At 58.1% G+C, this 25,293-nt stretch carries 20 protein-coding genes and 6 pseudogenes; 15 read left to right on the top strand and 11 right to left on the bottom strand.

Going from position 1 to position 25,293, the window contains the following annotated elements; all coding sequences use genetic code 11:
• Positions 1-64: 64 nt before the first annotated feature.
• Positions 65-547, bottom strand: a pseudogene (locus tag B0G71_RS41865) (transposase); the annotation flags it as partial.
• Positions 548-817: 270 nt separating this feature from the next.
• On the opposite strand from B0G71_RS41865, the gene B0G71_RS07340 reads away from it, so the two are divergent.
• Positions 818-1,918: a porin gene (locus tag B0G71_RS07340; protein WP_116140755.1), complete on the top strand. Its 1,101-nt coding sequence runs from the start codon at positions 818-820 to the stop codon at positions 1,916-1,918.
• A 64-nt stretch (positions 1,919-1,982) separates the two neighbouring features.
• Here the strand turns inward: B0G71_RS07340 and B0G71_RS07335 are convergent.
• The 4 genes and pseudogenes from B0G71_RS07335 to B0G71_RS07320 form a co-directional block, all read right to left on the bottom strand.
• A pseudogene (locus B0G71_RS07335) lies at positions 1,983-2,846 on the bottom strand (IS5 family transposase); the annotation flags it as partial.
• A 225-nt stretch (positions 2,847-3,071) separates the two neighbouring features.
• Positions 3,072-3,326 (bottom strand): group II intron maturase-specific domain-containing protein, encoded by a 255-nt coding sequence (locus tag B0G71_RS07330; protein ID WP_258875751.1) that lies wholly within the window; start codon positions 3,324-3,326, stop codon positions 3,072-3,074.
• A gap of 66 nt (positions 3,327-3,392) precedes the next feature.
• Positions 3,393-4,679, bottom strand: a complete 1,287-nt coding sequence (gene ltrA / locus B0G71_RS07325) for a group II intron reverse transcriptase/maturase (RefSeq protein ID WP_404935323.1) — start codon at positions 4,677-4,679, stop codon at positions 3,393-3,395.
• A 571-nt stretch (positions 4,680-5,250) separates the two neighbouring features.
• Positions 5,251-5,537, bottom strand: a pseudogene (locus tag B0G71_RS07320) (transposase); the annotation flags it as partial.
• A gap of 499 nt (positions 5,538-6,036) precedes the next feature.
• On the opposite strand from B0G71_RS07320, the gene B0G71_RS07315 reads away from it, so the two are divergent.
• Genes B0G71_RS07315 through B0G71_RS07290 form a run of 6 tightly spaced genes read left to right on the top strand, consistent with a single transcriptional unit; the run spans position 6,037 to position 12,157 of the window.
• Positions 6,037-7,359: a lysine N(6)-hydroxylase/L-ornithine N(5)-oxygenase family protein gene (locus tag B0G71_RS07315; protein WP_116140751.1), complete on the top strand. Its 1,323-nt coding sequence runs from the start codon at positions 6,037-6,039 to the stop codon at positions 7,357-7,359.
• 4 nt (positions 7,360-7,363) lie between these two features.
• Positions 7,364-8,605, top strand: coding sequence for an MFS transporter (locus B0G71_RS07310; RefSeq protein ID WP_116140749.1), 1,242 nt, complete (start codon positions 7,364-7,366; stop codon positions 8,603-8,605).
• A gap of 40 nt (positions 8,606-8,645) precedes the next feature.
• On the top strand, positions 8,646-9,425 hold the full coding sequence (locus tag B0G71_RS07305; protein ID WP_105512247.1) for a phytanoyl-CoA dioxygenase family protein: 780 nt from the start codon (positions 8,646-8,648) through the stop codon (positions 9,423-9,425).
• Positions 9,426-9,441: 16 nt separating this feature from the next.
• Positions 9,442-9,777 carry a cupin domain-containing protein gene (locus tag B0G71_RS07300; protein WP_105512248.1) on the top strand — a complete coding sequence of 112 codons (336 nt, stop codon included), beginning with the start codon at positions 9,442-9,444 and terminating at the stop codon, positions 9,775-9,777.
• 1 nt (position 9,778) lies between these two features.
• The gene (locus B0G71_RS07295) at positions 9,779-11,362 is read left to right on the top strand and encodes a class I tRNA ligase family protein (RefSeq protein ID WP_116140747.1); all 1,584 of its coding nucleotides are present in this window, start codon (positions 9,779-9,781) and stop codon (positions 11,360-11,362) included.
• An 18-nt stretch (positions 11,363-11,380) separates the two neighbouring features.
• Positions 11,381-12,157, top strand: a complete 777-nt coding sequence (locus tag B0G71_RS07290) for an aminotransferase class I/II-fold pyridoxal phosphate-dependent enzyme (protein WP_258875518.1) — start codon at positions 11,381-11,383, stop codon at positions 12,155-12,157.
• 52 nt (positions 12,158-12,209) lie between these two features.
• Here the strand turns inward: B0G71_RS07290 and tnpC are convergent, their stop codons facing one another.
• From tnpC to B0G71_RS07265, 4 genes are all read right to left on the bottom strand, one after another.
• Positions 12,210-13,799, bottom strand: coding sequence for an IS66 family transposase (gene tnpC, locus B0G71_RS07285; RefSeq protein WP_116140745.1), 1,590 nt, complete (start codon positions 13,797-13,799; stop codon positions 12,210-12,212).
• A 51-nt stretch (positions 13,800-13,850) separates the two neighbouring features.
• Positions 13,851-14,198 (bottom strand): IS66 family insertion sequence element accessory protein TnpB, encoded by a 348-nt coding sequence (gene tnpB, locus B0G71_RS07280; protein WP_116140743.1) that lies wholly within the window; start codon positions 14,196-14,198, stop codon positions 13,851-13,853.
• The gene (gene tnpA, locus B0G71_RS07275) at positions 14,195-14,602 is read right to left on the bottom strand and encodes an IS66-like element accessory protein TnpA (RefSeq protein WP_258875517.1); all 408 of its coding nucleotides are present in this window, start codon (positions 14,600-14,602) and stop codon (positions 14,195-14,197) included. Before tnpA ends, tnpB begins: the two co-directional genes overlap by 4 nt.
• Before the next feature lie 523 nt (positions 14,603-15,125).
• Positions 15,126-16,103 (bottom strand): IS5 family transposase, encoded by a 978-nt coding sequence (locus tag B0G71_RS07265; protein ID WP_116148389.1) that lies wholly within the window; start codon positions 16,101-16,103, stop codon positions 15,126-15,128.
• A gap of 629 nt (positions 16,104-16,732) precedes the next feature.
• Here B0G71_RS07265 and B0G71_RS07260 point away from each other — a divergent pair.
• From B0G71_RS07260 to B0G71_RS07240, 5 genes and pseudogenes are all read left to right on the top strand, one after another.
• Entirely contained in the window at positions 16,733-18,016 is a 1,284-nt protein-coding gene (locus B0G71_RS07260; protein WP_258875516.1) for a cytochrome-c peroxidase, read from the top strand.
• Between the two features lie 250 nt (positions 18,017-18,266).
• A complete protein-coding gene (locus tag B0G71_RS07255) occupies positions 18,267-18,641 on the top strand; it encodes a DUF3564 family protein (protein ID WP_116140739.1) in 375 nt (124 codons plus the stop codon).
• A gap of 115 nt (positions 18,642-18,756) precedes the next feature.
• A pseudogene (locus B0G71_RS07250) lies at positions 18,757-19,038 on the top strand (IS6 family transposase); the annotation flags it as partial.
• Between the two features lie 664 nt (positions 19,039-19,702).
• Positions 19,703-21,256 (top strand): group II intron reverse transcriptase/maturase, encoded by a 1,554-nt coding sequence (gene ltrA, locus B0G71_RS07245; protein WP_258879292.1) that lies wholly within the window; start codon positions 19,703-19,705, stop codon positions 21,254-21,256.
• Between the two features lie 62 nt (positions 21,257-21,318).
• Positions 21,319-21,762, top strand: a pseudogene (locus B0G71_RS07240) (IS6 family transposase); the annotation flags it as partial.
• A 15-nt stretch (positions 21,763-21,777) separates the two neighbouring features.
• Here B0G71_RS07240 and B0G71_RS07235 read toward each other — a convergent pair.
• Both B0G71_RS07235 and B0G71_RS07230 read right to left on the bottom strand, forming a co-directional pair.
• Complete coding sequence (locus B0G71_RS07235) at positions 21,778-22,230, bottom strand: universal stress protein (RefSeq protein WP_116140737.1); 453 nt, start codon at positions 22,228-22,230, stop codon at positions 21,778-21,780.
• 39 nt (positions 22,231-22,269) lie between these two features.
• Positions 22,270-22,611 (bottom strand): hypothetical protein, encoded by a 342-nt coding sequence (locus tag B0G71_RS07230; protein WP_105512328.1) that lies wholly within the window; start codon positions 22,609-22,611, stop codon positions 22,270-22,272.
• Between the two features lie 424 nt (positions 22,612-23,035).
• On the opposite strand from B0G71_RS07230, the gene B0G71_RS07225 reads away from it, so the two are divergent.
• The 3 genes and pseudogenes from B0G71_RS07225 (at position 23,036) to B0G71_RS41855 (ending at position 25,282) form a co-directional block, all read left to right on the top strand.
• Positions 23,036-24,010 (top strand): IS5 family transposase, encoded by a 975-nt coding sequence (locus tag B0G71_RS07225; RefSeq protein WP_116140735.1) that lies wholly within the window; start codon positions 23,036-23,038, stop codon positions 24,008-24,010.
• Positions 24,011-24,219: 209 nt separating this feature from the next.
• Positions 24,220-24,876, top strand: a pseudogene (locus tag B0G71_RS41860) (chromate transporter); the annotation flags it as partial.
• A 91-nt stretch (positions 24,877-24,967) separates the two neighbouring features.
• On the top strand, positions 24,968-25,282 hold the full coding sequence (locus tag B0G71_RS41855; RefSeq protein ID WP_258168513.1) for a chromate transporter: 315 nt from the start codon (positions 24,968-24,970) through the stop codon (positions 25,280-25,282).
• Positions 25,283-25,293: the final 11 nt, after the last annotated feature.

Raw genomic sequence — 25,293 nt, 5'->3', positions numbered from 1 at the left:
TCGGGCTTGACGATGAACCGAGCGTCCTCTTTGCGCACCTCTGCATGCAGCGTGGGTTGTGGCGGCCGCACAGCATGGCGATTTCGGCGAGCAGTACGTTAGCCAGTCGGAGGCAGTGCAGTGTAAGCGGCATTGAGCGCGCGGCTATAGCAATGACAGCGGCATCGCGCGCGTCAATCTAGGCATTGCCATCGAGCAGGTCGGCAATGCGGCGCATAGTGAGGCTGGTAAGGATGCGACTAGGACACCAAGGTCAACAGCAACTGCCACGGACAATGCTTCGATGGTGAGCGTGATCTACGACGAAAAAAAGTTCACCGAACGTCTTCAGTTCGGAGATGAGTGCACAGCTTGGTCTCATCGTCGGGCCGGCGCTTTGTTGTACCAACGCTTTCGGTTTCGGCCGAGGGCTACGGGGTGATGGTGGCCTTTGCCTACGTCAACGCTCATGAATGGATCGACTAAGCGACGTTGTTGGCTTTTCATGCATCGAGGGCTTCGGACGTTGCACGGTTCGGTCTGCAACATCGGCGGCAGGTCTCCGCATTCACGTACCGGATGGCCTACCGATGTTCCGGCTGAACTCCTATTAGCGATCACCTGCCCCACCAAGCCCGGTGCCCCCGGCTCACAACTGCAACTTGGAAAATCATGCCGGGCCTAGATTCCCAATTCTCAATTATCGAGGCGTGAAGAAAATAACGGAGTGCGCATGGCATAGATTTGGCTGTTACTTCATGCAACTCCACTTTCTGTCGGATTTGTTCAATGACCACGATATTGGCTCATCAGAAGCAAAAAGAGATTTGGCTTCCAAATGATAAAATCAGTATGCGCAGTGGTGATGGGAGTGTTTTTTGGATTAGCGTGCTGCGATTCAAACCGTGCGCAGAGTAGCGTCACGCTATATGGAGCATTAGACGTTCTCACTGATATCTCAAATCAGGGCAGAGGAACCTTAACTAAAATGTCGAATGGCGGCACGTTCGGATCGCGGCTTGGCCTTATGGGTAGCCAAGCCTTCGGCGACGGATACAAAGCTATTTTCAGACTTGAGAGTGGTTTCGCGCCTAATACCGGCACCATACAGCAGGGCGGCGCACTTTTCGGCCGGCAAGCGTATGTTGGCTTCGAAGGTTCTGAAGGGACTTTGACTTTTGGTCGCCAATACTCGCCAGAGTTTCTTGCTATGAGTGACAACGACGTTTTTTTAGGAGGCTTAGGAGGGAGCGTCTGGGACGTTGATCGCACTTTGCCTAATGGTACCGTCCAAGCTACGCTCCTTACCGAGGTCATTACGTGCCGCGTTAATAATTCCGTTCTTTACTCATCTCCGAAAATTTATGGATTCTCGGTCGGGTTGATGTACGGTCTCGGCGGTGTTGCGAAATCTACAAGTGGTGGAACAACTTTTAGCGGGGCAATCAACTACACCAATGGCCCCGCAACGTTTCATGCCGGATATGTCTATCAGAGGGACGCATTGGATCGGGGATATTACAAAGCACGGGGTGTCGGCGGTAACTATGGGATTGGGCCGGTAAGAGTGTATCTCGGGTACACTAAAGATGACTATTCAATCATAACTGACGCAGCATCGTTTAATAATTCGTGGCGGTATGCAATTGTCAATCTGGGAGTGAGCTACCAAATTACACGTTCGACCGTTTTAATGGCACAAGTTATAAAATTGATTGACACCTCGAATGGAATTACTCAGTCAAAAAACTCGTACATTGTTGGATTAGGTGTTTTTTATTCTATTTTTAAACAAACCAGTATATATATCGGGTACGCACAAACAAAAAATAAAAATGGGTCCACTTACACGTTGGGGCAAGCCCTATATTACGGGGAACCGGCATACCCCAACACCACGGCACGCGTGCTTAGATTCGGAATGCGAACGACCTTCTAGATTAAAGTTGAAAATCGGTGGCTAATTAGCCCGTCCTGAACAATTCGCTTTGCGACCACCGGCGTTACGGCGATGGGACCGCAGCAGTGCGGCGCTCAAGCAAGGCAGCCAGAATAAAGACACAAAGAAGCCGTAGCTTCCTCAGGATCATCCTCAAGTTGTGGCCGGCGCCGCACAACACCGCGTGCATTGCATCACCCAGCGCGCCTTTGAGCCAGTTTCTGCCGAGCTTCCCGTCAGCCTTCATGTGACCGATGGCTGGCTCGATTGCGCTGCGTCGCCTGATCATCGCGCGTAGTCCGCGTGTGATGCCGCGCCGCAAGCCCGGGTGGTAGATCTTCACGCCGTCGACAGCGACACCCTTGTATCCACGGTCGACGATCGCGACTTCCGGCGTGATGTCGCACAGGATTGTCGCCTGCTCCAGCGCTTCAGCCAGCGTATGACCGTCGTACGGATTGCCCGGCATCGAGCGCATCCCAACTACCAGTCCTTCCTTGTGAGTCGTCGTGATCGACACTTTCACGCCGAATTCGTACGGCTTGCGCGCCTTGCCTTTGGCCAGACACTCCACTTCCGGCGCGTGCAGCGCATAGAGCTTGTTCTTGTCCTTCAGCTTCTGCAACAGGATGCGCTTCGTGCGGCCAATCAGCTCCACCAATGCAGCGCGTTCTGGGTCTGCCACCTGGGCGACCTGTCGCTCCACATCGCGCATCACCCGTCCGACGCGTGAACGCAGCGTGCGCAGTGCTTTCCTCATGCGCTTGTACTGCTTCGCGTGAGCGTAGCGACCAATCTGCAGCCCCAGATACGGCGCCTCGCGGTTGTAGTTCTGCCTCAGCTTCAGGCCGTGCCGTGCCGCCGCCTTCACCAGATGTTCGCGACATCGCTCGAGCAGGCGTGAATCGGTTGGATGGGCAATCGCCTTCTCGTCAGGTAGCAGCAGCGCATTGCTGCGCCGCCGCCCCCTTCTAAGGTAGGGTCGAGAACTGGCGCGCGCACGGTAGGCCCCGGTGGCTTCTCCCTCGCTTTCGCGGTGGGCCTCAATCCGGTTGCCATGGTCACGTTTCCAGCTCCCGCCACGTCAAACGCAGCATGCGGCTTTCCCGCACTCGCTTTCCTGCCTGCTTCACGTCAAGGTTTATGGGACCTATCATGCCGGGGACGCTTTCAGTGCGGCAGCACGACGAACCCGGTAGCCGTTGAACAGCTTCAATTCGTCATATAGCCAGCGCCTACTCCACCTCTTCCAGCCGAAGCCCCGACGATTCCGGGATCGACCCATGTGGCGTCGAATCGTCTTCTCCCCCCAGTCCTTGATGAAGTTGAAGCACTCGCTGGACTGTCCAACAGCGAAGTAATTCACCCAGCCTCGCAGCACCGGGTTGATCAGTCGCACCAACCGCACCAACGGATGTTTCAGGCTGACCTGATCAACTGGGAGCGGCTGGACGCATTGATGAGACGCCGTACTTCACCGCGACTCCTTCGCGAAGTGTCGAGTAGCCCGGAGGAACTTCCCCGCCAGGCCCTCACAGATCCGTACGTGAACCTCTCGATTCATACGGCTCTTGTCATCCAGCCGGAGGCAATACCCCCACCAGTGATACAGCAGATCCGGTGCGCGCGCCGCCAACTGCCTGAGCCACGTCCGAGCCTTGGCACGACTTCGTTTGAATCGACGGTACTTGCGCGCCGCCCATTTCGCCAGAATGTCGTTGAAGTGGCCGATCACACGTTTGAATACGCTCATATAGAACGCCGCGTAATAGTTCCACCATCCGCGCAGGGCTGGATTGACCCGCTCGGCAATGTCTTCAATCCCAGCATCCGTCCAGCGGCCGATGTCCCACATCCGCATTTTCTCGCGAATGCGTTTCGCGGCTTTGCTGCTGAGCGCGGGACTGAAGCTGTTGAAGTAGATGCCGCGCTTGCTCTTGGCCAGCCGGCCACGGAAGGTGTATCCCAGAAAGTCGAAGCTCGTGGAGGGATAGTCCTGCTTGCGATTCCCATCCCGGCAGTACACGATCCTCGTCTTCTCAGGATGCAGTTCCAGGCCACAGGCCTTGAGACGCCCACCGATTGCCTCCTGCAACCGTCTGGCTTCGGCGTCACTTTTACAGTGGACCAATCCATCGTCGGCGTACCGCACGAAGGACGTGTCCGGAAAGTGCCTCGCCATCCAGGTATCAAAGGCATAATGCATGTAGAGATTAAACAGTACCGGGCTGACGACACCACCCTGCGGCGTGCCCTGCGTCCGCGACACCATTTCCTGCCCCCTCATCATTGGTGCCGTCAACCAACGTTCGACGTACAGCTCCACCCATGTGCAACGGGCATGCTGCCGCACCGCTTTCATCATGAGCTCGTGATCGACGTGGTCAAACGCACCTTTGATGTCGAATTCCAGTACCCAGTCGTATTTCCAGCAACGACTCCGGACAGCAGCAATCGCATCCAGCGCCGATCTGGAAGGACGGTAAGCATAGGAATCCGGATGGAAACAGGGCTCTACCTGCGCTTCAAGATAATTGCGTACAACCGCTTGGGCAACTCGGTCTGCCACTGTGGGAATTCCCAACAAGCGCTTGCGGTGCTTGTCATTGCCCTTCGGAATTTCCACGCCACGCACCGGCGGGGGAAAGTAGCTCCCTGAAGACATCCGGCTCCACAGCTTGTACAGATTGCCTCCAAGCCGCTGTTCAAATGCCTCGATGGTTTGCCCGTCCACACCATGCGCGCCATGGTTCGCTTTCACCTGAAGCCATGCTGTCCACACAGACTGCTTCGTTATTGCAAACGGCCTGACTCGACTCATCGGCTCATCCCATTCTCTGGTTGGCCCACAAGTCTTGCCGGATGACGCATTCCCTTCGCTCCACCCCCGTTACGAGGCTTCATCGCTACTACGAAATGCTCCGCCCCTGTATCCCGCATCGGTACTCTCGCCTTCTTCGAGTCTTTCAAATCAAGCTTCTCCCTTCGCACCGGAATGACAGGTTCCTATGTTCCGTTCAATCGCCTGGAGTAACGTCACGCCGTCTATATGCCGGTCGCCACCAAGCCAGTCATCAGGCTCCCGCTTGGTTTATCCCGGGATGCAACGTGGACCTTGGTTTTGACGACGGGTGGGAAAAGCTATCGACACCTCATCGACGGTTCGCTTGCGCTCGTCTCGTTATTCCGTACCTGACGCATTCACTGCGCCTTTTCTTCAACGCTCACCACCATGGCTCTTTACCACAGCAGCTTGAAGTGGTTTGATGCCTTCTCCTGAAAGACGACATCGAGGGGCCTGCCCTCATCGATCAAACAGCTTTCATAGCACACACGTTACGAACTTTTTTCAATAAATCGCGCTCCATTTTTACTTCGGCCAATTCCCGCTTGACCCGCCCCGCCCCGGCTCGGCCTCGACCTCCGTCAGTGGTCTCTGATGCTGCCCAACATTCTCCAGCTTGCCATCCTTTGCAGCACGAACCCAGTTTGCTAATGTCTTCATCGAAATTGACAATCGATACGCGGCTTCGAAGACGCCGAGGCAATCGGCTATTACCAGCTTTACTGCCTCTTCACGAAATTCCTTCGTGTACACAGCCTTGGGGATTCGGTTCATCAATACCTCCATTCCTCAATTTTACGGAATGTTGGCGTCCACTTTTTCAGCCAACCTCACCATCGCACGACGCGATTGATGACGATCGCCGCAAGCGATGACCACGATAGACAGATTCGATGTTCTGAGTCCCGGATGTTATCCGAACCACTGAGCAGCGTGACAACTCTCTCTTTGGACTGCGGGTGATCCGGCGTCTGAATCCGACAACGCCGCGTGGACAATTGACGCACCGCAAGGTTTGCGTATATTCAAAGTGTTCAGCTTCTCAATTCCTCGTATGATTCACTCAGGCGGCCCGAGGTAATGTCAAACCAAGCATAGTGCTGGTCAGAATGCCATTGGGAAGAAAAGCGATCGTCATCTACGGTTTTCGTTTTCCTGCAGCGGGCATCGGCTACGCAGTACGCCGGTACGACCGCCTCAATCTTAGTCCACGGGAATTGCGCTGCACTATATCGGCTGGCCCATTTCCCTCTAACGGCGGAACAACCTTCCTATGGACATGCTAGACGTCATCGGTATTGGTATTGGACCCTTCAATTTAAGCCTCGCGGCGCTCATTCAGCCCACCGGTTTGCGAGCGCTCTTCTTTGAGAAGCGCATAGAATTCTCCTGGCATCCCGGGCTCATGCTGACCCAAAGTCAACTCCAGGTGTCGCCGCTCAAGGATTGTGTGACCTTGGTAAATCCCACAAGCCCATATTCCTTTCTCAACTATCTCTCTGTACATCGACGCCTGTACAGCTTCGTGAATAAAAGTGGAAACAGCACATCGCGAAGTGAGTTCACCCACTATTACCAATGGGTCGCGCAATGCCTGGACACGCTTCGATTTGGCGAGGAGGTGATCGATATCAGGCCTTGCAATAAGGGCTATTGCGTGACCACTACCGCGCGCACATATCATGCGCGCGCGGTAGTGGTCGGGGTCGGCGTCGAACCCAAGGTGCCGGCATGTGCGCGGCAGGTGGTTGGCGAGACGGTCTATCACGTAGACGACTACCTTAACCGGAAACCTTTCAGCGAAGACGAACATGTGCTGGTGGTGGGCGGCGGGCAGAGCGGCGCGGAAGTCGTCGAGCACATGCTGACCGAGTCAGGTCCCGACAAGATCACTTGGGCGACGTCGCGCGCCAATCTGTTTGCGATGGACGACAACGCATTTGTCAATGAAGCATACATGCCCAGTTATAGCCAAAGCTTTCACACGCTGCCGATCCAGCAGCGCAGGGCCATTGTCGAAAGCGAAAAGCTCACCAGCGACGGCATCTCCGCCAGCCTGTGCAACCGGCTCTATGAAGCGTTGTACGAACGCAGCGTCCATGGCACGCTAGCCGACTGCTTTCGTCTGTTGCCTTCGGTGACAATGGACGAGATCACCCGCCGCAGCGGTCGCTGGCACATCGGGTTGACCTCGCGGGTCACGTCGCAGCGCAACGGCATAAGCGCGGACAGAATCATCCTGGCAACCGGTTTTCAGCCGCGCCATTTACCATTCGTTCAGAAGCTGCTCGACGGCGCAAGCCTTGAAGACGGTCTGCCAACGCTCGATCCCGATTACGCCGTGCGCTTCGATGCGCCAATGCCCGGTCCCGTGTATCTGCAAAACCAAAGCCGCGTGCAGCATGGCCTGCAAAGCGTCAATCTTTCGCTGGTCGCGTACAGGAACAGTCGCATCATCAACAGTCTGCTGGGTCTTGCCTTCTATCCGGATGTTCCGGACCGGCAACTGCTCGACAGCCTTGAGGATCAGGAGACTGAAGCAGGATCAATACTGTGCGACGCGGCTCAGGCCTCGCGCCGGCCGGCAGTGGCGTAAGCGGATGACTGACTCCTCCATTTATCTATCGACTGGCAAGCGTGCGATCTCGCACCCCGAGCACTTGCCGGCATCCCTGCAATTACGGGCGTTCATTCCGTTTCTGATCGCGTCACTGGTGATCGCCGCTTCGTACGGGACGAGTTTTCTCCTGCCCGAGTACCTGCAATCCCTAGGCATGAAGAGCGATGTCGCCGGCGCCGTGATTTCGAGCGGCATGGTCTCGACCATGATCTGCTGCTGCGTAGCCGGGCGCATAGCCCAGCGTATCGGTGTCATGCCGACCATCGCCCTGGCCTCGCTCGTCATGGCAGGCAGCATGCTCTGCTTAGCCGCTGCGCCAATAAACATTCGTGCCGTCTATGCAGGCGGTTTGCTGTTGGGCGCTGGGTGGTCCGTGTTCTTCATACTCGCGCCGCTGCAAATCATCCATCATCTGTGCCCCGACGCACGTATCCAGTACCTGACCTTCGTCTCCGGCACGCAAATGGCCGGACTAGGCATGGCGGCGCCTTTGAGCCGCCTGATCGCCCAACATACCGGCTCGATCGCGCTGGCCTACCTTCTGTTCGCTGCGGCATGCGCGGTGGCGGCAGTCTGCGTCAAGATCGCCAGCGAGGCGATGAGGGATGGGTCCTGTTTGCCGATGACGCGCGTGGCCATTACCGCGACCGACACGTTGGCCCTGCTCACGGCACGAACAGCAGTGCCGATCGCAATGATCGCACTGGCAGCCTGTGTCTTCGCCGGGCTGGCGACTTACCAGACACCCTATGCCGTCTCGCGTAACCTCAGGCCAGACCTGTTCTTCCTGACGTTCACGACAACCAGCGTGGCACTGCGCTTGTCGCTCGCGAGAACCATGGGACGTATCAAGCCCGACCGACTGGCGCTCGTATTGTTTTTGCTGACCGGCGCCTCGCTCGTACTGTTCCTGTTGAACCACGGCAGCACGACGCTTTATATCGTCGCTACCGCGCTGTTCGCCACGGGCTACGGACTGAGCTACTCGACCCTGAACGGCATGGCCGCGAACCTCGCCGGAGACCACGGCGTTTCGGTGCCCGTGACTTCGCAAATCTTTACGCTTGCCTATTTCATCGGTCTGTTCGGATGCCCTTTCCTATGTGGCGCCCTGATTCACGTTTTCGGCGCCGATGCAATGCTCGTCGTCCTGCTAGGCGCCGTACTCGCTAATGTGGTGCTACTCGGCGTCATGCGCATGAAGGTGCATTTCGCCGCCTGACTTCTCCTTGAAAACTCCGTTCTTTAACGAGGTGGTTCGTATGCTGAATGAAACGCAAAAATCCAAGTGGCACGAAGATGGATATCTAAAAGTGGAGGGCTTTTTCGATCCGGTCACCCGCGAAAAGATTTCTGCTCTGGTCAACGATGTCTCGCGCTGGGAAATCAGCGAAAACAAATGGATGATGTGGTTCGAGAAGACCGAGGATGACCGCAGGATCGTTTCAAAGATAGAGAACTTTTTGGATTTCAACAACGAACTGCGCGACCTGTTGCTGGCCGACAAGCGCATCCAGACTGCCGTCGAATCGCTTCTCGATGAAGATACCCGCATGCTCAAGGAACTGCTCATCTTCAAGTACCCGGACAGCGGCGGCTATCGTCCGCATCAGGACATCTATCACATCCCGCACAATATTCCTCAACGCATGGTGCATGCCGTGGTCGCCATCGGCATCGACGATTCCGATCCGGACAACGGCGGCCTGTTCTTCAGTCCGGGCAACCATCAGAAAGGTGTGTTTCCGATGGACGCCGGCGGCGTGATTCATCCGGAGGTGGCCGAGACGTTCAAGTGGGAACCCGTGCCCTGGAAGGCCGGCGACATCTTCGTCTTCGACGACTACGCGCCGCACTATTCGCAGCCCAACAAAAGCAATCGTTCGCGCCGTACGCTCTATCTGGTGTTCCAGCGCGCCTCAACTGGTGGCCCCACGCGTACGGAATACAACAAACTGAAGCGTGCCTACAACCCACCCGAAGACAAGGAATCGGATATCCAGGATCTGAAGCCGCCAAATGGCATTTTCTATCGTACCTGATGTAATTCACCGGAGGATGTGCGTGTACACAAAGCAGATTGACCAATCCACGATGCGGCCGGAAAACGGCGTTCTTGTTTGCCGGCTGCTCGAACATCTGCCGGCTGGCCTGACAACAGCGTTCGGCACGTCGATTGTTGAGGTCGTGCCGGCGGGCGCTGTCGATCTGCACTCCCATTCCGAGCATGAACTGTGGATACTCATTTCAGGCAAGGGAGTCTTCGAGGTGAATGGTCAGGCGCGGCCAGTCGCAGATTCAACACTGCTCTATATCGAGCCGAACCAGGAGCACGCGATTCGCAATGCCGATCCGGCGGCGAGCCTGAAATTTCTATCGATATGGTGGGACTAACGTGAACACACGCACTTTTTTCGTTTGCCCCGCACCGCCCTGCCCGAACGGAAAACTGCATCTCGGCCATATTGGCGGGGTCTATCTGCTCACCGATCTTTTCGTTCGCTTTCAACGCATGAGAGGTCACCGCGCCTACCACGTCACAGGTGCGGACGAGCATGGCACCTACACAGTAGTGAAGGCGCGCAAGCTCGGTCGCCCGATTGACCAAGTCGCGCAGTTGCATATTGACGAGATAACGGATTGCTTGCGGGCAATGCACATCGAGCCCGATGTCTTCATCAGAACAACGGACGCTACGCATAAGCAGAACAGTCTGAAGATCTTTCGCGAGCTGGAAGCTGCAGGCTACATTGATGTGCGTAATGGCCATCAACTCTACTGCGAAAACTGTGACGAGTTCGTGGCCGATTCGCTTGCCGTCGGCCTCTGCCCCGCGTGCGATGCGTCCACCGACAGCAACTTGTGCGAAAACTGCGGTTTGGCGCAACAGCACTCGAAGTTGCGAACGCCAGTCCACACGTCGTGCGGCAAACCGCTATCGCTTCGCCCCATCGAACAGGCTGTTTTCGACATTCCTCGCATGGCAGCCATGCTTGACGATGCGATCAAGGGGAGTGAATGGGATCAAACGATCCAGCGTAAAGCGCGTGCATGGTTGCGTGACGAATTGCGGCCACTGCCTATGTCGCGCATTTTCGACCGGGGTGTGACACTTGAAGCACCCGCGAAAATTGCGGGGCAAACATTGATGACGTGGTTCGAAGGGCTTTGGTGTTTCGAGACGGGGATCCGCTTGCAGTGCGCGCGCGACGAGGTCAATTACGACACCGTGATGCGCGACCCCGATACACGCCTCCTGTTTTTCATGGGCCAAGATAACCGCTTCTACTACACCATCGGCGTGGCTGGCAGCCTGCTTGCGCGTGGCTATCCGCTTCCGGCAAATCATTCGATCCAGGACTTCTATAAATTGGAGGGCCAGAAATTCTCGACTAGCCGCGACCATGCACTCTGGGCAGATGAAGTATCCCGGCAGGTCGACCCGAGTGTGTTGCGCTATGCGCTCGCTCGGATTGCCAAGCCGTTCGGCACCAACAATAACGATTTCCAGATCGGCGAACTGATCCGGTCGGCTTCGCACATCCTTGCGTGGGAAAGCGCCCTCCGCCGCGATTCACTGCACTCGGCGAATGTCGATGGAAGCGGTCTTACGCCGGCGCACGACGACATAGTCCAACGTTATATCACCGCGATGGACCAGGTACGCTTCTGGAACGCCCTCGATCTGATTGACGAATACTTCGTCGCGACGGGCTTCGGCACGAGCCCGGAAACGTGGCGGCCGGTGCACGTATCCGTCTTTCTGAGCATGCTCCATCCCGTGATGCCAGTGCTGGCCGAACGCTATGGAAACGTGTTCTTTGGCGAGAATTGGACACCGGCACTCGGCGCAAACGCCACGCTATCGGCTACGCCTCCCAGAGCAACGGCCGAATTTCCGCCGTTCGGAATGCCAATTGCCGACTCGTTCATCCGCCAATATCAATCGCGCTTCCAGCGCGCTGTCGATGCCGCGTAACCAACGATGGAGCCAGTCATGTCGATGCGCAGTCGCACTTCGCTCAGTTATGGGGTATTCGACCACACCTCAGGCAAGGACACAGTCAACTTCGCCTATGGGCTTCCCGATCCTTTGACGTTCGCCCGCCTGCAATGGCCGGACCCGCTTACCGTCGAGACGGGCGTCAGCATCTCCGACCTACCGCAGTACACCGACGCCCATGGCCTTCCCGAACTGCGCGGACAGCTTGGCCAAAGGTACCGGATGGCGCGTGGCAATGTCATTCTGACGAACGGCGCTTCACAAGCCCTGCAACTGCTCGCCGATGCTTTTATCGACCCAGGAGACGTCGTGCTGACCGAAGACCCGTCCTATCTCGGCGCGTTGCGCATTTTCTCTATTGCGGGCGCGACGGTGGTTCAAGTAGGTGCGGATTCCTTGGGTGTCGACCTCGATCTGCTCGAACAAGCATTGCTGCACGCAAAGGGGCGAGCCAAGTTGTACTACACCACTCCGGCGTTCCACAATCCGACTGGACGATACTTTGCACACCGGCATATGGTCGAGGTGGAGGCTCTACTGTCCCGCAACGGCGTGCGGCTGGTGCAGGACCTGGTTTATAGCGAGTTGCCCTACGATGGCGCGTCACCCGAGGTTCTGCAGGCGGGTGGCAACATCATCAATGTGCATAGCTTCTCCAAAATCTCAGGCCCCGGGCTTCGCCTAGGCTGGGTGCTGGCCGAGCCGGAAATTGTCGACCGCCTGGCCCACCTGAAATGCGATGGAGGTGTGAGTCCCATTGTCAGCAAGTAAGCATTGGACCTACACCGTCGCGGATTTTGTTGACGCGCGAGAGGATCGGCTGCTAGCGAACGGGATCGATGTGTGAGGCGGCGGGCAGCAAAGGAGCGACGTTCCAGGGTAACAGTTCGTCGATGCGATTCACTGGGTGATCGGCGATGCGCTCGATGACGTAATGCAGGTAGGCTTCGGGATCAACGCCGTTCATGCGGGCAGATCCGATCAGGCTGTACATCGCGGCTGCACGTTCTCCGCCTGAGTCCGCACCGGCAAATAAAAAGTTCCGTCTTCCGATTGCCACGCCGCGCAATGCGCGCTCGGCAATCAGATTGTCAATCTCGGCCTGACCATCACTGCAGTAATAGACCAGCGCAGGCCAGCGATTCAACGAATACTGGATCGCTTTGGTGGTGTCCGATTTCGCGGAGAGTGTGAGAAGCGTCGTCTGGAACCACCGTTTCATGTCATCGAGTAGTGGCACAGCCTTCTCCTGGCGAACGCGCTGTCGTTCTTCAGGCGGCTTGCCACGAATGTGCTCTTCGATGCGATAGAGTGCGCCGATGCGCTCGAGTGCCTCACTGGTGATCGGTGATGCCCGAACAGCGTGCAGATCATGTAGCTTTCGACGTGCATGCGCCATGCACGCTGCTTCGCGAATCTGACCGCCGAGGTAAAGATCTGCATAACCGGCGAACGCATCTGCCTGCAGTACGCCGGTGAAGTTGGCAAGGTGACGTTGTGGATGTTCGCCGCGACGATCTGGCGTATAGGCAAACCAGACGGCTGGCGCTTCGTCCGAACCACTGGGCCGATCATCGCGCACGTACACCCAGAGCCGGCCGGTCTTCGTCCTGCCATTGCCCGGCGCAAGCACCGGCAGCGGGGTGTCGTCGGCGTGAATCTTGGCGCCACCAAGCGCGTGGCGGCGCACCGCGTCGACCAGAGGGTTGAGCAGCCATCTCAGACTGCCCAGCCAGTGGCCCATGGTGCCCGCTTCGATCTCGACGCCGTCGCGCGCGTACATGACGGACTGGCGATAGAACGGGATGTGGTACGCGAACTTCGATGTCGTGATGTGTGCGAGCAAAGCCGGACCCGGCAGGCCACGATCGATCGGCCGGCTCGGCGCTGCGGCCTGCACGATACAGTCGCAGCACGAACAGGCGAATTTGGGGCGACGATGACGGATGACGCGGAAGTGTGCGCGCACGTATTCGAGCTGTTCGGATACGTCTTCGCCCAGCGGGTTGAGTGTGCCACCGCATTCCGGGCAGTTTTCCTCGATGGGTCGATGCACATACTCTTTGCGTTCGAGGTGATCGGGCAGCGGTTTGCGACAGCCCCTCTCGCGGCGTTGTTGCGCCTTCTTCGAATCAGCCTGGGCGGCCGCACCTTCATCGGCCTGCAGGTCCTCAAGTCGCAGCTCAAGCTGTTCGATCTGACGATCGAGTTTCTCTGACTTGCGACCGAACTGCATGCGGCGCAGTTTGGCGAGCATCAGCTTCAGATGTTCGATCTCGATCACGCGGGAGCTGAGCTGGTCCTGCAATTCAACGACCCGCTTCGCGTTTGCATGAGCCGACGCCGCATGCGCGCGCACTAGCGCCTTCAGCGCATCAACGTCGTCGGGCAGGTCGGCATCGGTCAGATCCATGACGACAGTTTACGACTATCTGCTGCACGCGGATCATCGGGTAACAGACGTTTACAAAGCACTGCGCGGTCGTGCCGCGTCGACCGGTTGTCGCCAGTCAAACCCTTCGAGCAGGAGCGAGAGTTGAGCGGTGGTCAACGCCACGACGCCCGCGTCGGCGCGAGGCCATGCAAAGCGCCCCTTCTCAAGACGCTTCGCAAATAAACATAGGCCGCCATCGCTCCAGTACAACGCCTTTAGAAGATCACCACGACGCCCCCTGAAGATAAAAACATGGCCGCCGTATGGATCCTTCTCAAGCACCATCTGTACCTTTGCCGCAAGCGAATTGAAGCCGGAGCGCATGTCAGTGACGCCGGCAGCGATCCAGATCCGTGTGTTTGCAGGCGGCCCGATCATCGCAGAATCCGCTCGAGGACCAGGCGCAATACCGTGGCATCGGGCACGCCTTCTATCCGGACCGAAGTATTGCCGTGTTGAAGCTGAATGCTGCCCTTTGCAGCCTCCCGAGGTGCCGGCGCGTTCGTCGCCTCCGGAGCACGGGCCGCCGGTCGATCGGACTGTACATCGACAACGACAGGCAACATGGTCTCCGCCCGCGCATCTTCGATCAACAGACCCTGAGCGTACAGTTTGCGCCAGGCCCACACCTGATTGGCGTTGATGTTGTTGTCGCGGGCGACCCTTGCGACCGAGGCGCCGGGTTCAAACGTCTGCTCGACGACCGATTGTTTCCATTCCAATGGATACCGTCGGTTCTGGCGCTTGGCAGGTAACTCGACTGTCTGAGGCACTGTGTCCATTCCCGCTGTTTGTGGACAGAGTCGGTCACTCGTGTCCGTCGCAGACGATGATTGCATCTTCTACGCGAGGCGGGGAACGGTACAAATCAGATGCTTACGTCAGCAATATGGCGCTCGCCTTATTGCAGTCGTCGTCTTTGGACGCTCACGTCGAACACCTAAGGACGCACTACCGGAGCAAGCGTGACGCAATGCATAGGCTGTTACAGGCCTGCCGATTCTGCAAACCGGATTACGAGATTCCGAGTGGTGGATTTTCGTTCTGGGTCTCGCTTGCCGAAGGCATCGATTCCGCCGAATTGGTCCGCGAGGTGCGCCGGAAGCACAATGTGAAACTCGTCGAAGGAAAGCACCATGGACCGTGCGGTGCAGCCCGTGTACGCTTAAGGCTACGCTGAAGAAGCCACCGTTTTCGCCAAAAGCTTGTCGCTGAATTTCGGAATGCGAGATCAGCGACCCGACTGGTTCGATTTCCTGGCCCTGAAGGGCCTTGCAAGGGGGTCTCTCGACCCACTTTGACTACTCATGGACGCACCTGTGCCATCAGCCGCGTGCGGCTCATGTAGATGTTGGCCAGCGCGAGTGCAGTAAAGGCGCGCGTGGCGTTCTTCGCGAGGCCGCGATAGCGCACCTTGACGAAGCCCCACAGCCGCTTGACCACCGCAAAGACGTGTTCGACCCGGGCGCGAATCTTCGACTTGTTGCGGTTTTTCGAGCGCCTGGTTTCATCGACTTCACCACTGCGATTGCGCACACGCTGGTTGGTGAAGTCCTTCGCTTTCGGTGCCTTGCTGGCGATGAGTTCCTTCTGGCTTGCATAGGCACTGTCACCGTACACACGCCGCTCGGCGCCATGCAGCAGGGTCGGCAGCGGATGCTTGTCGTGCACGTTCGCCGCCGTCACTACCGCGCTGTGTGTCAGCCCCGTCTGGCTATCCACACCGATGTGCAGCTTCATGCCGAAGTACCACTGCTGGCCCTTCCTCATCTGATGCATTTCGGGATCTCGCGCCTTGTCCGCATTCTTTGTGGAACTCGGCGCACCGATGATGGTGGCATCCACGATGGTGCCGGTGCCTACCTTCAGTCCGCGCCCTTGCAGTACATCGCCGACCCTCGCGAACAATTGCTCGCCGAGCTTGTTGCGCTCCAGCAGCCGCCGGAACTTCAACAGCGTCGTACCATCAGGAACGCGCTCGCGCCCCAGATCAATCCCGACGAATCGCCGCAATGCGGTGCTATCCAGCAGCGCTTCTTCGCAGGCTTCGTCGGCCAGGTTGAACCAGTGCTGCACAAAGTGCATACGCAGCATGCGCTCCAGACCCACTGGCGGGCGACCGCCTTGACCCTTCGGATAGTACGGCTCGACAACCTCGCACAGCTGCGCCCACGGCACGATCTGCTCCATCGTCTCAAGGAACACATCGCGTTTGGTTGGCCGACGGTACTGTTCAAATCCGGCGCCTTGATCGGCCGCCATCGCAAGGGTCTGTTGTTTCATCCACATCTAACGATTGAACGACCAATGCCGTTGACCTTTTTCAGCGTAGCCTTAAGCTTCAGTTATCTCCAGCCGCGTTTGATCGAGCGCGGCTTGGCTCAGATAGACGATGCGCATGCGAGCCTTCTGACATCGACGCGCTTTAAGCTGCGTGGCTAGAGAATGCCAAGTACTACGGATAGTCGGTGCGAGATGCACAAGCGTAGGCCGAGCGAAGACATCCACTGCGCCGCCCCTACCGCAAACAACTCGACGAACGCTTTTCGGCATGGCACTACGTCACTGATTTCGCCCAGGATCCGTCCGTTATATAGACAGCCCCCCCCTTCGCGCGTGTCTCGGAACCCTCAACGTGAGAACCTCAGTACATTCTGCGTTCGGTTCGGCAATTGATTTACCGCAATAGTCGATTGCTGTGCGTTCTGTACGATCAACGCGTCATCGCTCTGAAGCCGATATCAACATCAAGACCTACCTGATGTAAACGGTATGGAATTCCGACCAAAGTCGAAGCAGGAGAGCAAGTGAAGAAACTTCTGATCGTATCGATCGCCGTCGTGCTGATAGGCTATCTATGCATCAGCGGTATCGCGTACATCCACGACAAGGACTATGCGGAAAGAGCGGCCGTGAGACTGGCCGCGTCCCCACAAGCGTACGGCATCCGTGAAGTGTTAGATCGAAACGCGTGCTATTACTGCCACTCGACGAAAACCATCCTGCCCAACTATGCCGCGCTACCAGGCATTCGTCAGCTAGCCGAGCACGACATACAGACGGGCCTCGCCTACTTCCGCATCGACAGCCTGTACGCGGCGCTCGAGAGTGGCGCACCGGCCCCCGAAGCCGATCTTGCAAAGCTGGAAACCGTTGTGAACGAACGCACAATGCCACCAAATCTGTTTCGCTTCGTACACTGGACCACCGGCTTGAGCGCCTACGATCAACGTGCGCTTCTCGACTGGATCGCGTCCCAGCGACGCAGCGCATATGCGACGCCCGGCGTTGCACCAGAGTTCGCTAACGAGCCGGTACAACCTTTGCCTCATTCCTTGCCGACTGACGCGGGCAAGGTCGCGCTCGGGAAGCAGCTTTTCAACGATGTCAGACTATCGGCGGACAACACGATATCGTGTGCGAGCTGCCACACGCTAGCGATCGGTGGCGTAGATGGAAACAAGGTTTCGTCCGGCGTGGGCGGCCAGTTGGGTGCAATCAACGCACCGACAGTGTTCAACTCGGCACTCAACCGCAAGCAGTTCTGGGACGGTCGCGCCGCCACGCTGCAGGAGCAGGCCGGCGGCCCACCGCTGAATCCGGTCGAAATGGCGTCCACGTCATGGAGTGAGATCATCGATAAGCTGAAACAGGACTCATCGCTGACGCAACAGTTCTTGCGGGTATACCCGGACGGTTGGTCAGGCGAGAACATCACAGACGCGATCGCCGAATATGAGACGACACTGCTAACGCCGAGTCGCTTCGATGCTTACCTGCGCGGCGACATGGATGTGCTGAATGGCGAGGAACTGCGCGGCTACCAGTTATTCAAAGCAAACCATTGCGCGACCTGCCACGTTGGCAAGAATCTGGGCGGACAGTCGTTCGAACGGATGGGCCTTGCGGCTGACTACTTCGCCGCGCGGGGCTACGAACGCACCGACGCAGACAACGGCCGCGCCAACTTTACGAAAGATCCGCTCGATCGTCATGCGTTCAAGACGCCGACGCTGCGCAATGTTGAGTTGACCGCGCCCTATTTCCACGACGGTAGCCGCATCGATCTGCGCGAAGCTGTACGTGACATGGCGACATATCAGGTCGGTAAACAATTGGCCGAATCGGACGTTGACGCAATCGTCGCGTTCCTGAGGACGCTAACGGGTACGCACCAACCCGTCGCGACCCATTGATCCAACCACCGCGGCTGACATTAGGGCGCGACAAAAGCACCTTGCAACGGCCGCGCGCACGCGCTGATCCTCCCCGCAAGGCGCATTGGGGAGAGATGGCGATACCCCTACGGGCCGGTCGGGTGGCCCGACATAGACGTACGACGCGCATGCGCTGATGCAATGAGCACTCGGTCAGTGATTCCGTGGCAAGCGCCGCGATTTTCTCGGTACGTCTCAGCTTGGCGGAATATATGTTCGGAGAATCTTCATGCGTCTTACTGTCCAGCTCGACATGTTCAATCGGGCCCATCCGATGGCATTTGCAATCCTCTGGATCGACAAGGAAAAGCGGCAATGGTCGCGCGAAGGTCATTTTGGACTTGAACTGCCTAAATGGGGCTCGCTGCACGTGGATTGCGGCAATACGCTAGTGTGCGAGCCCAACGACAGGACACCAGTATATGTTCTAGAAGGACTGAATCTAGACTGTTGCTACGGACTCTTCCAAGGTGAAGCCGGACGCGTGCAGTGGTGCACGGAAGGCGACCTCGCTCTGATGTCCGGCCATTGGCGTGTGCAGTGTATCGACAACGAACGGGCGCAGCCGGAACACGGACTGTTCGCTACCGGTGGCGACTCCTAACGCAATCTGGGTTACAGGTTGTGTCGCAGTAAGAGACAGGCGGTAGAATCCGGCTGGTTTTATCGCATCAACGCGGTCAAGTAAAATCCGTCGACCGCAACGCATGACAGGCATGATGGCAAAGACGAAGACGCGGCGCAAGACGCTGCCCACTGGCATTGGCAAGGTACTGAAGCGGCTGCACTACCCGTTGGACGTGATCCTGCTGTGCGTGCGCTGGTACGTGGCGTACTCACTGAGCCTACGTAACCTCGAGGAAATGATGGCCGAGCGGGGTATCGAGGTGGATCATTCGAGCGTGCACCGGTGGGTCATCAAGCTGCTGCCGGTGCTTGAAAAAGCATTCCGCAAACGCAAACGGCCCGTGGGCAAGAGCTGGTGCGTCGATGAGACCTACGGTACGCCCAGCCAACGTAGCCCGCCCACATGGGGGTGAAGTTGCTTGAGCATGTTTGGAATGCAGGACCCGGTGGAGTTGAAGTCGCAGTACCGGGACATGCCCTTTCTCTGCTGCGAGAGAAAGTGAGCCGAAGCGGCGGTGACTTGCTGACACTAGCAAGGTGACGAAGTCCGTGGGAAACGGAGCTTGCGGCGAAGCGGTTACGCCAAGATGAGCTTCTAGGCTGAGCATGGGACGGTTGAGGGACACGAACCTATTGAAACGCATCTGAGGGTTGAATCGTCACCCCTGCCTACACCGCTTAAGAGGCAGGACGCGGATCGGCGCCGGTCACACGTATGGACTGATGCCGCGAACGCTGGCTGGAGATGTATGCCGGCCAACTGGAACCACGGAGAGCGCGCAGCTAGACCGTGGTGTCTGCGACGACTTGCGGCAAGCAAGGATAAAGACTGCGATAGGCAACCTCGCCCATGCGTTGAGTCCAGCATGTGAACTGGGGAAGGCTTGCATAAATGACAAGGGAGTGTGCCCCCGATGATATGCAGGCTGGCGGAGCCTCTGTAGTAGTCCGAGGCCGGGAAAGCCGGTTACATGGCGAAGGGAGGCAGTTGAAGTGGTTTGCTGGGTTGATTAACTGACCATAGTGAGGTGAAGACCTTTGATAATCAGTGAAATGCAAAGCAAACTGGCGACATGGTCGACGGAGGACAAAGAACGCAAGTTCGATCGACTTCTGAGACTGATTGCCGACAGGATTTGGCTGAGCGAAGCGGCTCGCATTACGCTGGCCTCCAGCGGAGCTCGCACGCCGGGTGTGGACGGTGTCAGCAAGCGCATGATGGAGGAGAATCTCCAGCATGAACTGGCGACGATACGCGACGAACTGTTGGCGGGCTCGTATAGTCCGCTACCGGCGCGCCGCGTGTACATCCCGAAAGCGAACGGCAAGCTCAGGCCACTCGGCATCCCGAGTCTGCGGGATCGAATTGTTCAACGGGCCATGCTGATGGCGATGGAGCCGATCTGGGAGAGTGATTTCCACCCGGCTTCACATGGCTTCAGACCGGCCCGCAGCGTACACCACGCTGTGCGCATGGTGAGACTTCAGTTAACGGCTGGAGATGAGCAGAGTGCTGCGGGACGTTGGGTCATCGAGGGCGACCTCGCCAGCTACTTCGACACCGTTCATCACCGCCTGCTACTGAAGGGGATCCGCAAGCGCATCGCCGATCAGCGCTTTCTTGCCCTGCTCTGGAAGTTCATCAAGGCGGGCTGCGTTGATCATGGTCTATTCCGTGCTGCTAGTGAAGGTGTTCCTCAAGGCGGAGTTATCTCGCCTCTGCTGTCCAACATCATGTTGCATGAGTTTGATGCGTGGATGGAAACGAACTTCCTGAACAAGAAGGTACGCAAGGACCGGTGGGCGTGGAACTTCGCTGTTCTCAAACAGCGGCCCATTGCTGTGCGGGAAAATCGACAGTGGAAACCAGCAGTATCCTACTGTCGTTATGCGGATGACTTTGTGGTGGTCGTAAAAGGAACCCGCGCGCACGCCGAAGCAATACGCGAAGCGTGTCGGGAGTTCCTGGAAGGCAAGCTGAAGCTCACGCTGAATATGGAGAAGACCCATATCACGCATGTGAATGACGGTTTCGTCTTCCTCGGCCATCGAATCATTCGCAAGCGCGGACCACGCGGCAGCATGCGACCGGTGACGACAATTCCGTGGGAGAAGTATCGGGGCTTTGCCGAGCGGCTGGTCAAACAGCTGTCAAGCAATTACAGCATGAACCGGATGGATATGGTGGAAAGCCTGAATCGGCAACTGATGGGATGGGCAACCTTCTACCAGTACACCGACTACACGGCGACCCTGTTTAGCAGGTTGGACCGAACCGTCTTCTGGAAGCTAGGATATTGGCTTGCGCACAAGTACCGGCGTGGCTTCCGGTCGCTAATGCGCGATCATATCCGGGCCCCTGAACCGGGGAGGGCCACGACATGGGTGCTGCAAGGCCTGGATAGTCGGGGTCGGTACGGTGAAGTGGCGCTTCGGCGCCTCGTCACCAGCCGCAAGGGGCGATTCACTTGGCGAACCCCCATTGAAAATCCGTACATATTGCGCGATGAGACACGCCGCACCATCGAGTCGCGCTACGCTGATGTTGCCTTTGCTATGAGCGACACCTCAATGGAGAGCCGGATGCGCTGAGAGGTGCAAGTCCGGTTCGGGGAGGAGAAACAGGGAAATAGTTCGACTACGCCCTGTTTCTTACTCCACTCAAGGTCAAAGGCCAATGGAAATACTTGTACCGTGCCGTCGACAAGACACGTAACACGGTGGATTTCCTGCTGCGCGCCCATCGGGACAAAACCGCGGCGCGCCGCTACTTCGAGAAGGCGATTGAACAGAACGGCGAGCCCGAGACAATCACCATGGACAGGAGCGGCGCCAATCTGGCTGCGCTTGAAGCACTCAATGCCGAGCGTTTAACACCAATCAAGGTTCGTCAAAACAAATACCTGAACAACGTCGTCGAGCAGGATCACCGTGCCATCAAACGCATCATCAAACCGATGCTGGGGTTCAAGGATTTCCGCTGTGCGCGCATCATCCTGTCTGGCATAGAGATCGCACACATGATCCGCAAGGGGCAGATGCGTGTCGATGGCGTCACCTCGACTGCAGCCGAACAATTCTACTCGTTGGCAGCTTAAGCAGTACTACTGATATCACGCTTTTCTCAAGCTGTAATCGTTAGCGCGACAGAACCTCGCATAGCGGACGAACCGCTCGGCCACACCGATCACCATGCGTCGCAGACCGCGGCGTCCGTGCGTGCCCATCACGACCAGGTCCGCGTCACGGCGCTGCACGCAGCGCATCAACGCGCTGGCGATGTTCTCGGCGATGCCTTGCGTCTCTACGATCTCCGTGTCGCCCGCGACATTGAGCTCGCGCATCTGGGCGAGCGCGCCATGTAGCAAGCTCACGCCGACTTGACGCGCAGCGTCCGTCAGTAGATGCGGATCGCACGCGCCCGCGTATGTGAAAGCCGCCGATTGATCCAGCACGTAAACCGCGGTCAACTTGCCGCGCGAGAGCTTTGCGAGCTGGATCGCTTCGGAAAGCGCACATTTCGAGGCTTCGCTGCCGTCCACGGCCACCACGATGTTTGCGTACATGACTGCCTCCTGTTGAAACTTTGAAACAACCGTCGGAAATCAGACGCGCGTGGCGCCGCGCTCGAGCAGCCGTTCGGCCGCATCGAAGGGCGCCTTCACCGCGACATCGGGATCAGGACTCTGCCGGTGCTCGAGCGGGACCAGTTCACCCGTGCGCAGGACCAGATCGAGACGTGCATCGAACATGAGGTGGTTCACCGTCGCGTCCGGCACAGCGTGCCGTATGTCGGTTGCGTCATTCGGCGCATGCCCGCGAATGGCCTCGATCGCAAGATGGCAACCAGAAATGGATTTGCCGAACCGCTCGAGGCGCACCAGTTGTGCTGCTGCGTCAGATTCGATTTGCGCGGATCCTGTAAATCCGAGGTAGACGATCTGCATATCGATTCCCCATACTGCCTCCGCGCGTGCTGTTCTACCCATCGGCCGTTCCGGCGGCCAAAGCCGCGTACGTCAGCGAGCCGATGAAGAAATCATCGGCGCTATTCGTGGCTTCCGATTGACTTGCATCAATGGCGTGGCAGTGCTGCGCAGCCTGCGCTGGCAGGTTGATTGAGCGCGGGCGCGGGACATGGCACCCGAGCGAACCGGCGTGTGCTATTTTTCGGAGCCCGTGCCGACACAACCTTCCCCATGCGCAACGCGGATATAGAGACGCCCCTCGCCCTCCCCGCACATAGCTCGCCGTGGACGCTCTTTTGCATCTTTCTGAGGGTCGGCCTGACTTAGGGCAATGCTGATCAAGTCCACCATTCATGACTGTCATGCGTTATAGCGTGGACATGCAACGGTAAAAGCAAAAACAATGAAGCAACTGACACTGGCGATGGCCGTCGATCAATGCTCGGGATTCGGAGCACAGCGCAAACCTACGCGACGCGAGGTGTTTCTCGATGAAATGAACCGGCTCGTGCCGTGGGCGGAACTGTGCGGGGTCGTCGAGCCGTATTACCCGAAACGCGGCAACGGTCGCCCGCCTATCGCACTGGAGCGCATGTTGCGGATTCATTTTGTGCAGCACTGGTTCAATCTCGCCGACCTTGCGTGCGAAGAGGCGCTGTACGACAGCCTCAGCCTGCGTCGTTTTGTGGGCATTGACCTGGGCAGCGAAACCGTTCCAGACGCGACGACGCTGCTCAAGTTCCGGCACCTGCTTGAAGAGCACAAGCTGGGCGAGCGAATCTTCGCCGAGGTGGGTCGCGTTTTGCAGGCGCGCGGGGCAAAGCTCAAGAGCGGCACGATCGTGGACGCTACGCTGATCGGCACCCCCTCTTCGACCAAGAACAGGGAGAAAGCGCGGGACCCCGAAATGCACCAGACGCGCAAAGGACAGCAGTGGTATTTCGGCATGAAGTTGCATATCGGCGTGGATAGCCAGAGCGGGCTGGCGCATAGCGCGGTCGTCACGGCGGCCAACGTGCACGACAAGCATCCGCTGCCACAGCTTCTGCATGGGGAGGAACAGCGGGTCTATGGCGACAGCGCGTATGCGAGCCAGAAAGCGCTGATCCATGGCAAGGCCCCGAAGGCTCGCGACTTCACGAATCAGCGCACGCGCCGCAAGGACAGCGTCGATGAAGTGGCGCGTCGCAAGAACCGCAACAAGTCGAAGATTCGCGCCCGTGTCGAACATGTGTTCGCCGTGGTCAAACGGTTGTGGGGCTTCACGAAGGTACGCTATCGCGGTCTGGCGAAGAATGCCAATCGCGCCTTCGTTTCGCTCGCGCTGGCGAACCTCTACCTGTCGCGAGGTCGATTTACGGCACAGGTGCGCCCGTAATGGGCGACACACGGGCGAAAAGCCCGCGCAAAGCGCCTGCGGCGCGACAAAACGAACCGGAATGACCATCTTCATTCGTGATTCGGAAAGTTTACGCATGTGCCATCTCAATCAGCCGCGTTTACACGGCTTGATCAGCATTGCCTTAGTTCGGCGGTCCGGCGGCTCACCTTGGCTACTTTCGCGACGAATTCGTCAGACGCCGCCGCTGGCGCGATGAACACACGTACAGCGATATGGTTGCGCTGTGCCAGATTCTGCCAGTGCCCGGCAGCAGCCAGGTCGGCATCGCAATCGGGCGTCTGCGTGGCGGCGCTGCCGGTGCGGTAACTGCGTGGCTCGACTTTACGCTGCCGTCGGTGTTGTTACTCGTGGCTTTTGCATACGGCTTCACGCATCTGTCGGATACAACTTCGCTTCATCTGCTGCGGGGGCTGAAGATCGCGGCGGTCGCGGTGGTCGTCCAGGCAGTCTGGTCGATGGGACGCATGCTCTGCCCTGACCGCGCACGCGCGACGATCGCGGCGGCCTCGGCCATCACAGTAATCCTGCTCGGTGCGGCCTACGGTCAGACTGCGTCGATCGTCGCCGCGGGGATTGCCGGCGCCGCATTTCTGAAGTCGTCGACCGAAGTGCCGCGCGCGCCGCTCGGCATGCCCGGGTCCAAAGCCGGCGCGCTCGCTTGTCTCGCGGCCTTCGCACTGCTGCTGTTCGGACTGCCCACGGTAGCGGCCTATCTCCACAGTTATCCGCTCGATCTGTTTTCGGCGTTCTACCGGGTCGGATCTCTTGTGTTTGGCGGCGGCCACGCTGTGTTGCCGCTGCTGGAAGCGGTCGTCGTGCCGCGCGGTTGGGTTCCCGCGAACACCTTCATGGCAGGCTACGGCGCGGCGCAGACGGTCCCGGGTCCGCTTTTTTTGTCGCCGTGTTTCTCGGCGCCGCCAGCACGGGTCAGCCGTGCAGGGTACGGCCGGCTCACTGATCGCTACCGTGGCGATCTTTCTGCCTTCATTCCTGCTGGTCGGCGCGGCGCTGCCTCTATGGGGCGAGTTGCGCGCGTTCGCGCCAATGCGCGGCGCCATGGCAGGCATCAACGCCGCTGTGGTCGGCATTCTACTCGCCGCGCTGTACGACCCCGTGTGGACCAGCGCAGTGCATACCGGGCGCGATTTCGCGCTGGTCGTCGCGGCCCTGGTCCTGCTCGGCTGGTGGCGAGTGCCGTCGTGGGCGGTCGTGCTGATAACAGCCGCGCTCGCGTGGTGGGTCGTATAAAGGCAATACCC

It is taken from the genome of Paraburkholderia sp. BL27I4N3 (assembly GCF_003386115.1).
Lineage (GTDB): Bacteria > Pseudomonadota > Gammaproteobacteria > Burkholderiales > Burkholderiaceae > Paraburkholderia.
The sequence above is the reverse complement of the archived record's forward strand: the minus strand, read 5'-3'. Positions and strand labels throughout refer to the sequence as shown.

Excerpts from the sequence above, each read along its gene's own strand:
- B0G71_RS07340 (WP_116140755.1), top strand. The coding sequence starts at position 818 with ATGATAAAATCAGTATGCGCAGTGGTGATGGGAGTGTTTTTTGGATTA.
- B0G71_RS07315 (WP_116140751.1), top strand. The coding sequence starts at position 6,037 with ATGGACATGCTAGACGTCATCGGTATTGGTATTGGACCCTTCAATTTA.
- B0G71_RS07310 (WP_116140749.1), top strand. The coding sequence starts at position 7,364 with ATGACTGACTCCTCCATTTATCTATCGACTGGCAAGCGTGCGATCTCG.
- B0G71_RS07305 (WP_105512247.1), top strand. The coding sequence starts at position 8,646 with ATGCTGAATGAAACGCAAAAATCCAAGTGGCACGAAGATGGATATCTA.
- B0G71_RS07300 (WP_105512248.1), top strand. The coding sequence starts at position 9,442 with ATGTGCGTGTACACAAAGCAGATTGACCAATCCACGATGCGGCCGGAA.
- B0G71_RS07290 (WP_258875518.1), top strand. The coding sequence starts at position 11,381 with ATGTCGATGCGCAGTCGCACTTCGCTCAGTTATGGGGTATTCGACCAC.
- tnpC (WP_116140745.1), bottom strand. The coding sequence starts at position 13,799 with ATGGATCTGACCGATGCCGACCTGCCCGACGACGTTGATGCGCTGAAG.
- tnpB (WP_116140743.1), bottom strand. The coding sequence starts at position 14,198 with ATGATCGGGCCGCCTGCAAACACACGGATCTGGATCGCTGCCGGCGTC.
- tnpA (WP_258875517.1), bottom strand. The coding sequence starts at position 14,602 with ATGGACACAGTGCCTCAGACAGTCGAGTTACCTGCCAAGCGCCAGAAC.
- B0G71_RS07265 (WP_116148389.1), bottom strand. The coding sequence starts at position 16,103 with ATGAAACAACAGACCCTTGCGATGGCGGCCGATCAAGGCGCCGGATTT.
- B0G71_RS07255 (WP_116140739.1), top strand. The coding sequence starts at position 18,267 with ATGCGTCTTACTGTCCAGCTCGACATGTTCAATCGGGCCCATCCGATG.
- B0G71_RS07235 (WP_116140737.1), bottom strand. The coding sequence starts at position 22,230 with ATGTACGCAAACATCGTGGTGGCCGTGGACGGCAGCGAAGCCTCGAAA.
- B0G71_RS07230 (WP_105512328.1), bottom strand. The coding sequence starts at position 22,611 with ATGCAGATCGTCTACCTCGGATTTACAGGATCCGCGCAAATCGAATCT.
- B0G71_RS07225 (WP_116140735.1), top strand. The coding sequence starts at position 23,036 with ATGAAGCAACTGACACTGGCGATGGCCGTCGATCAATGCTCGGGATTC.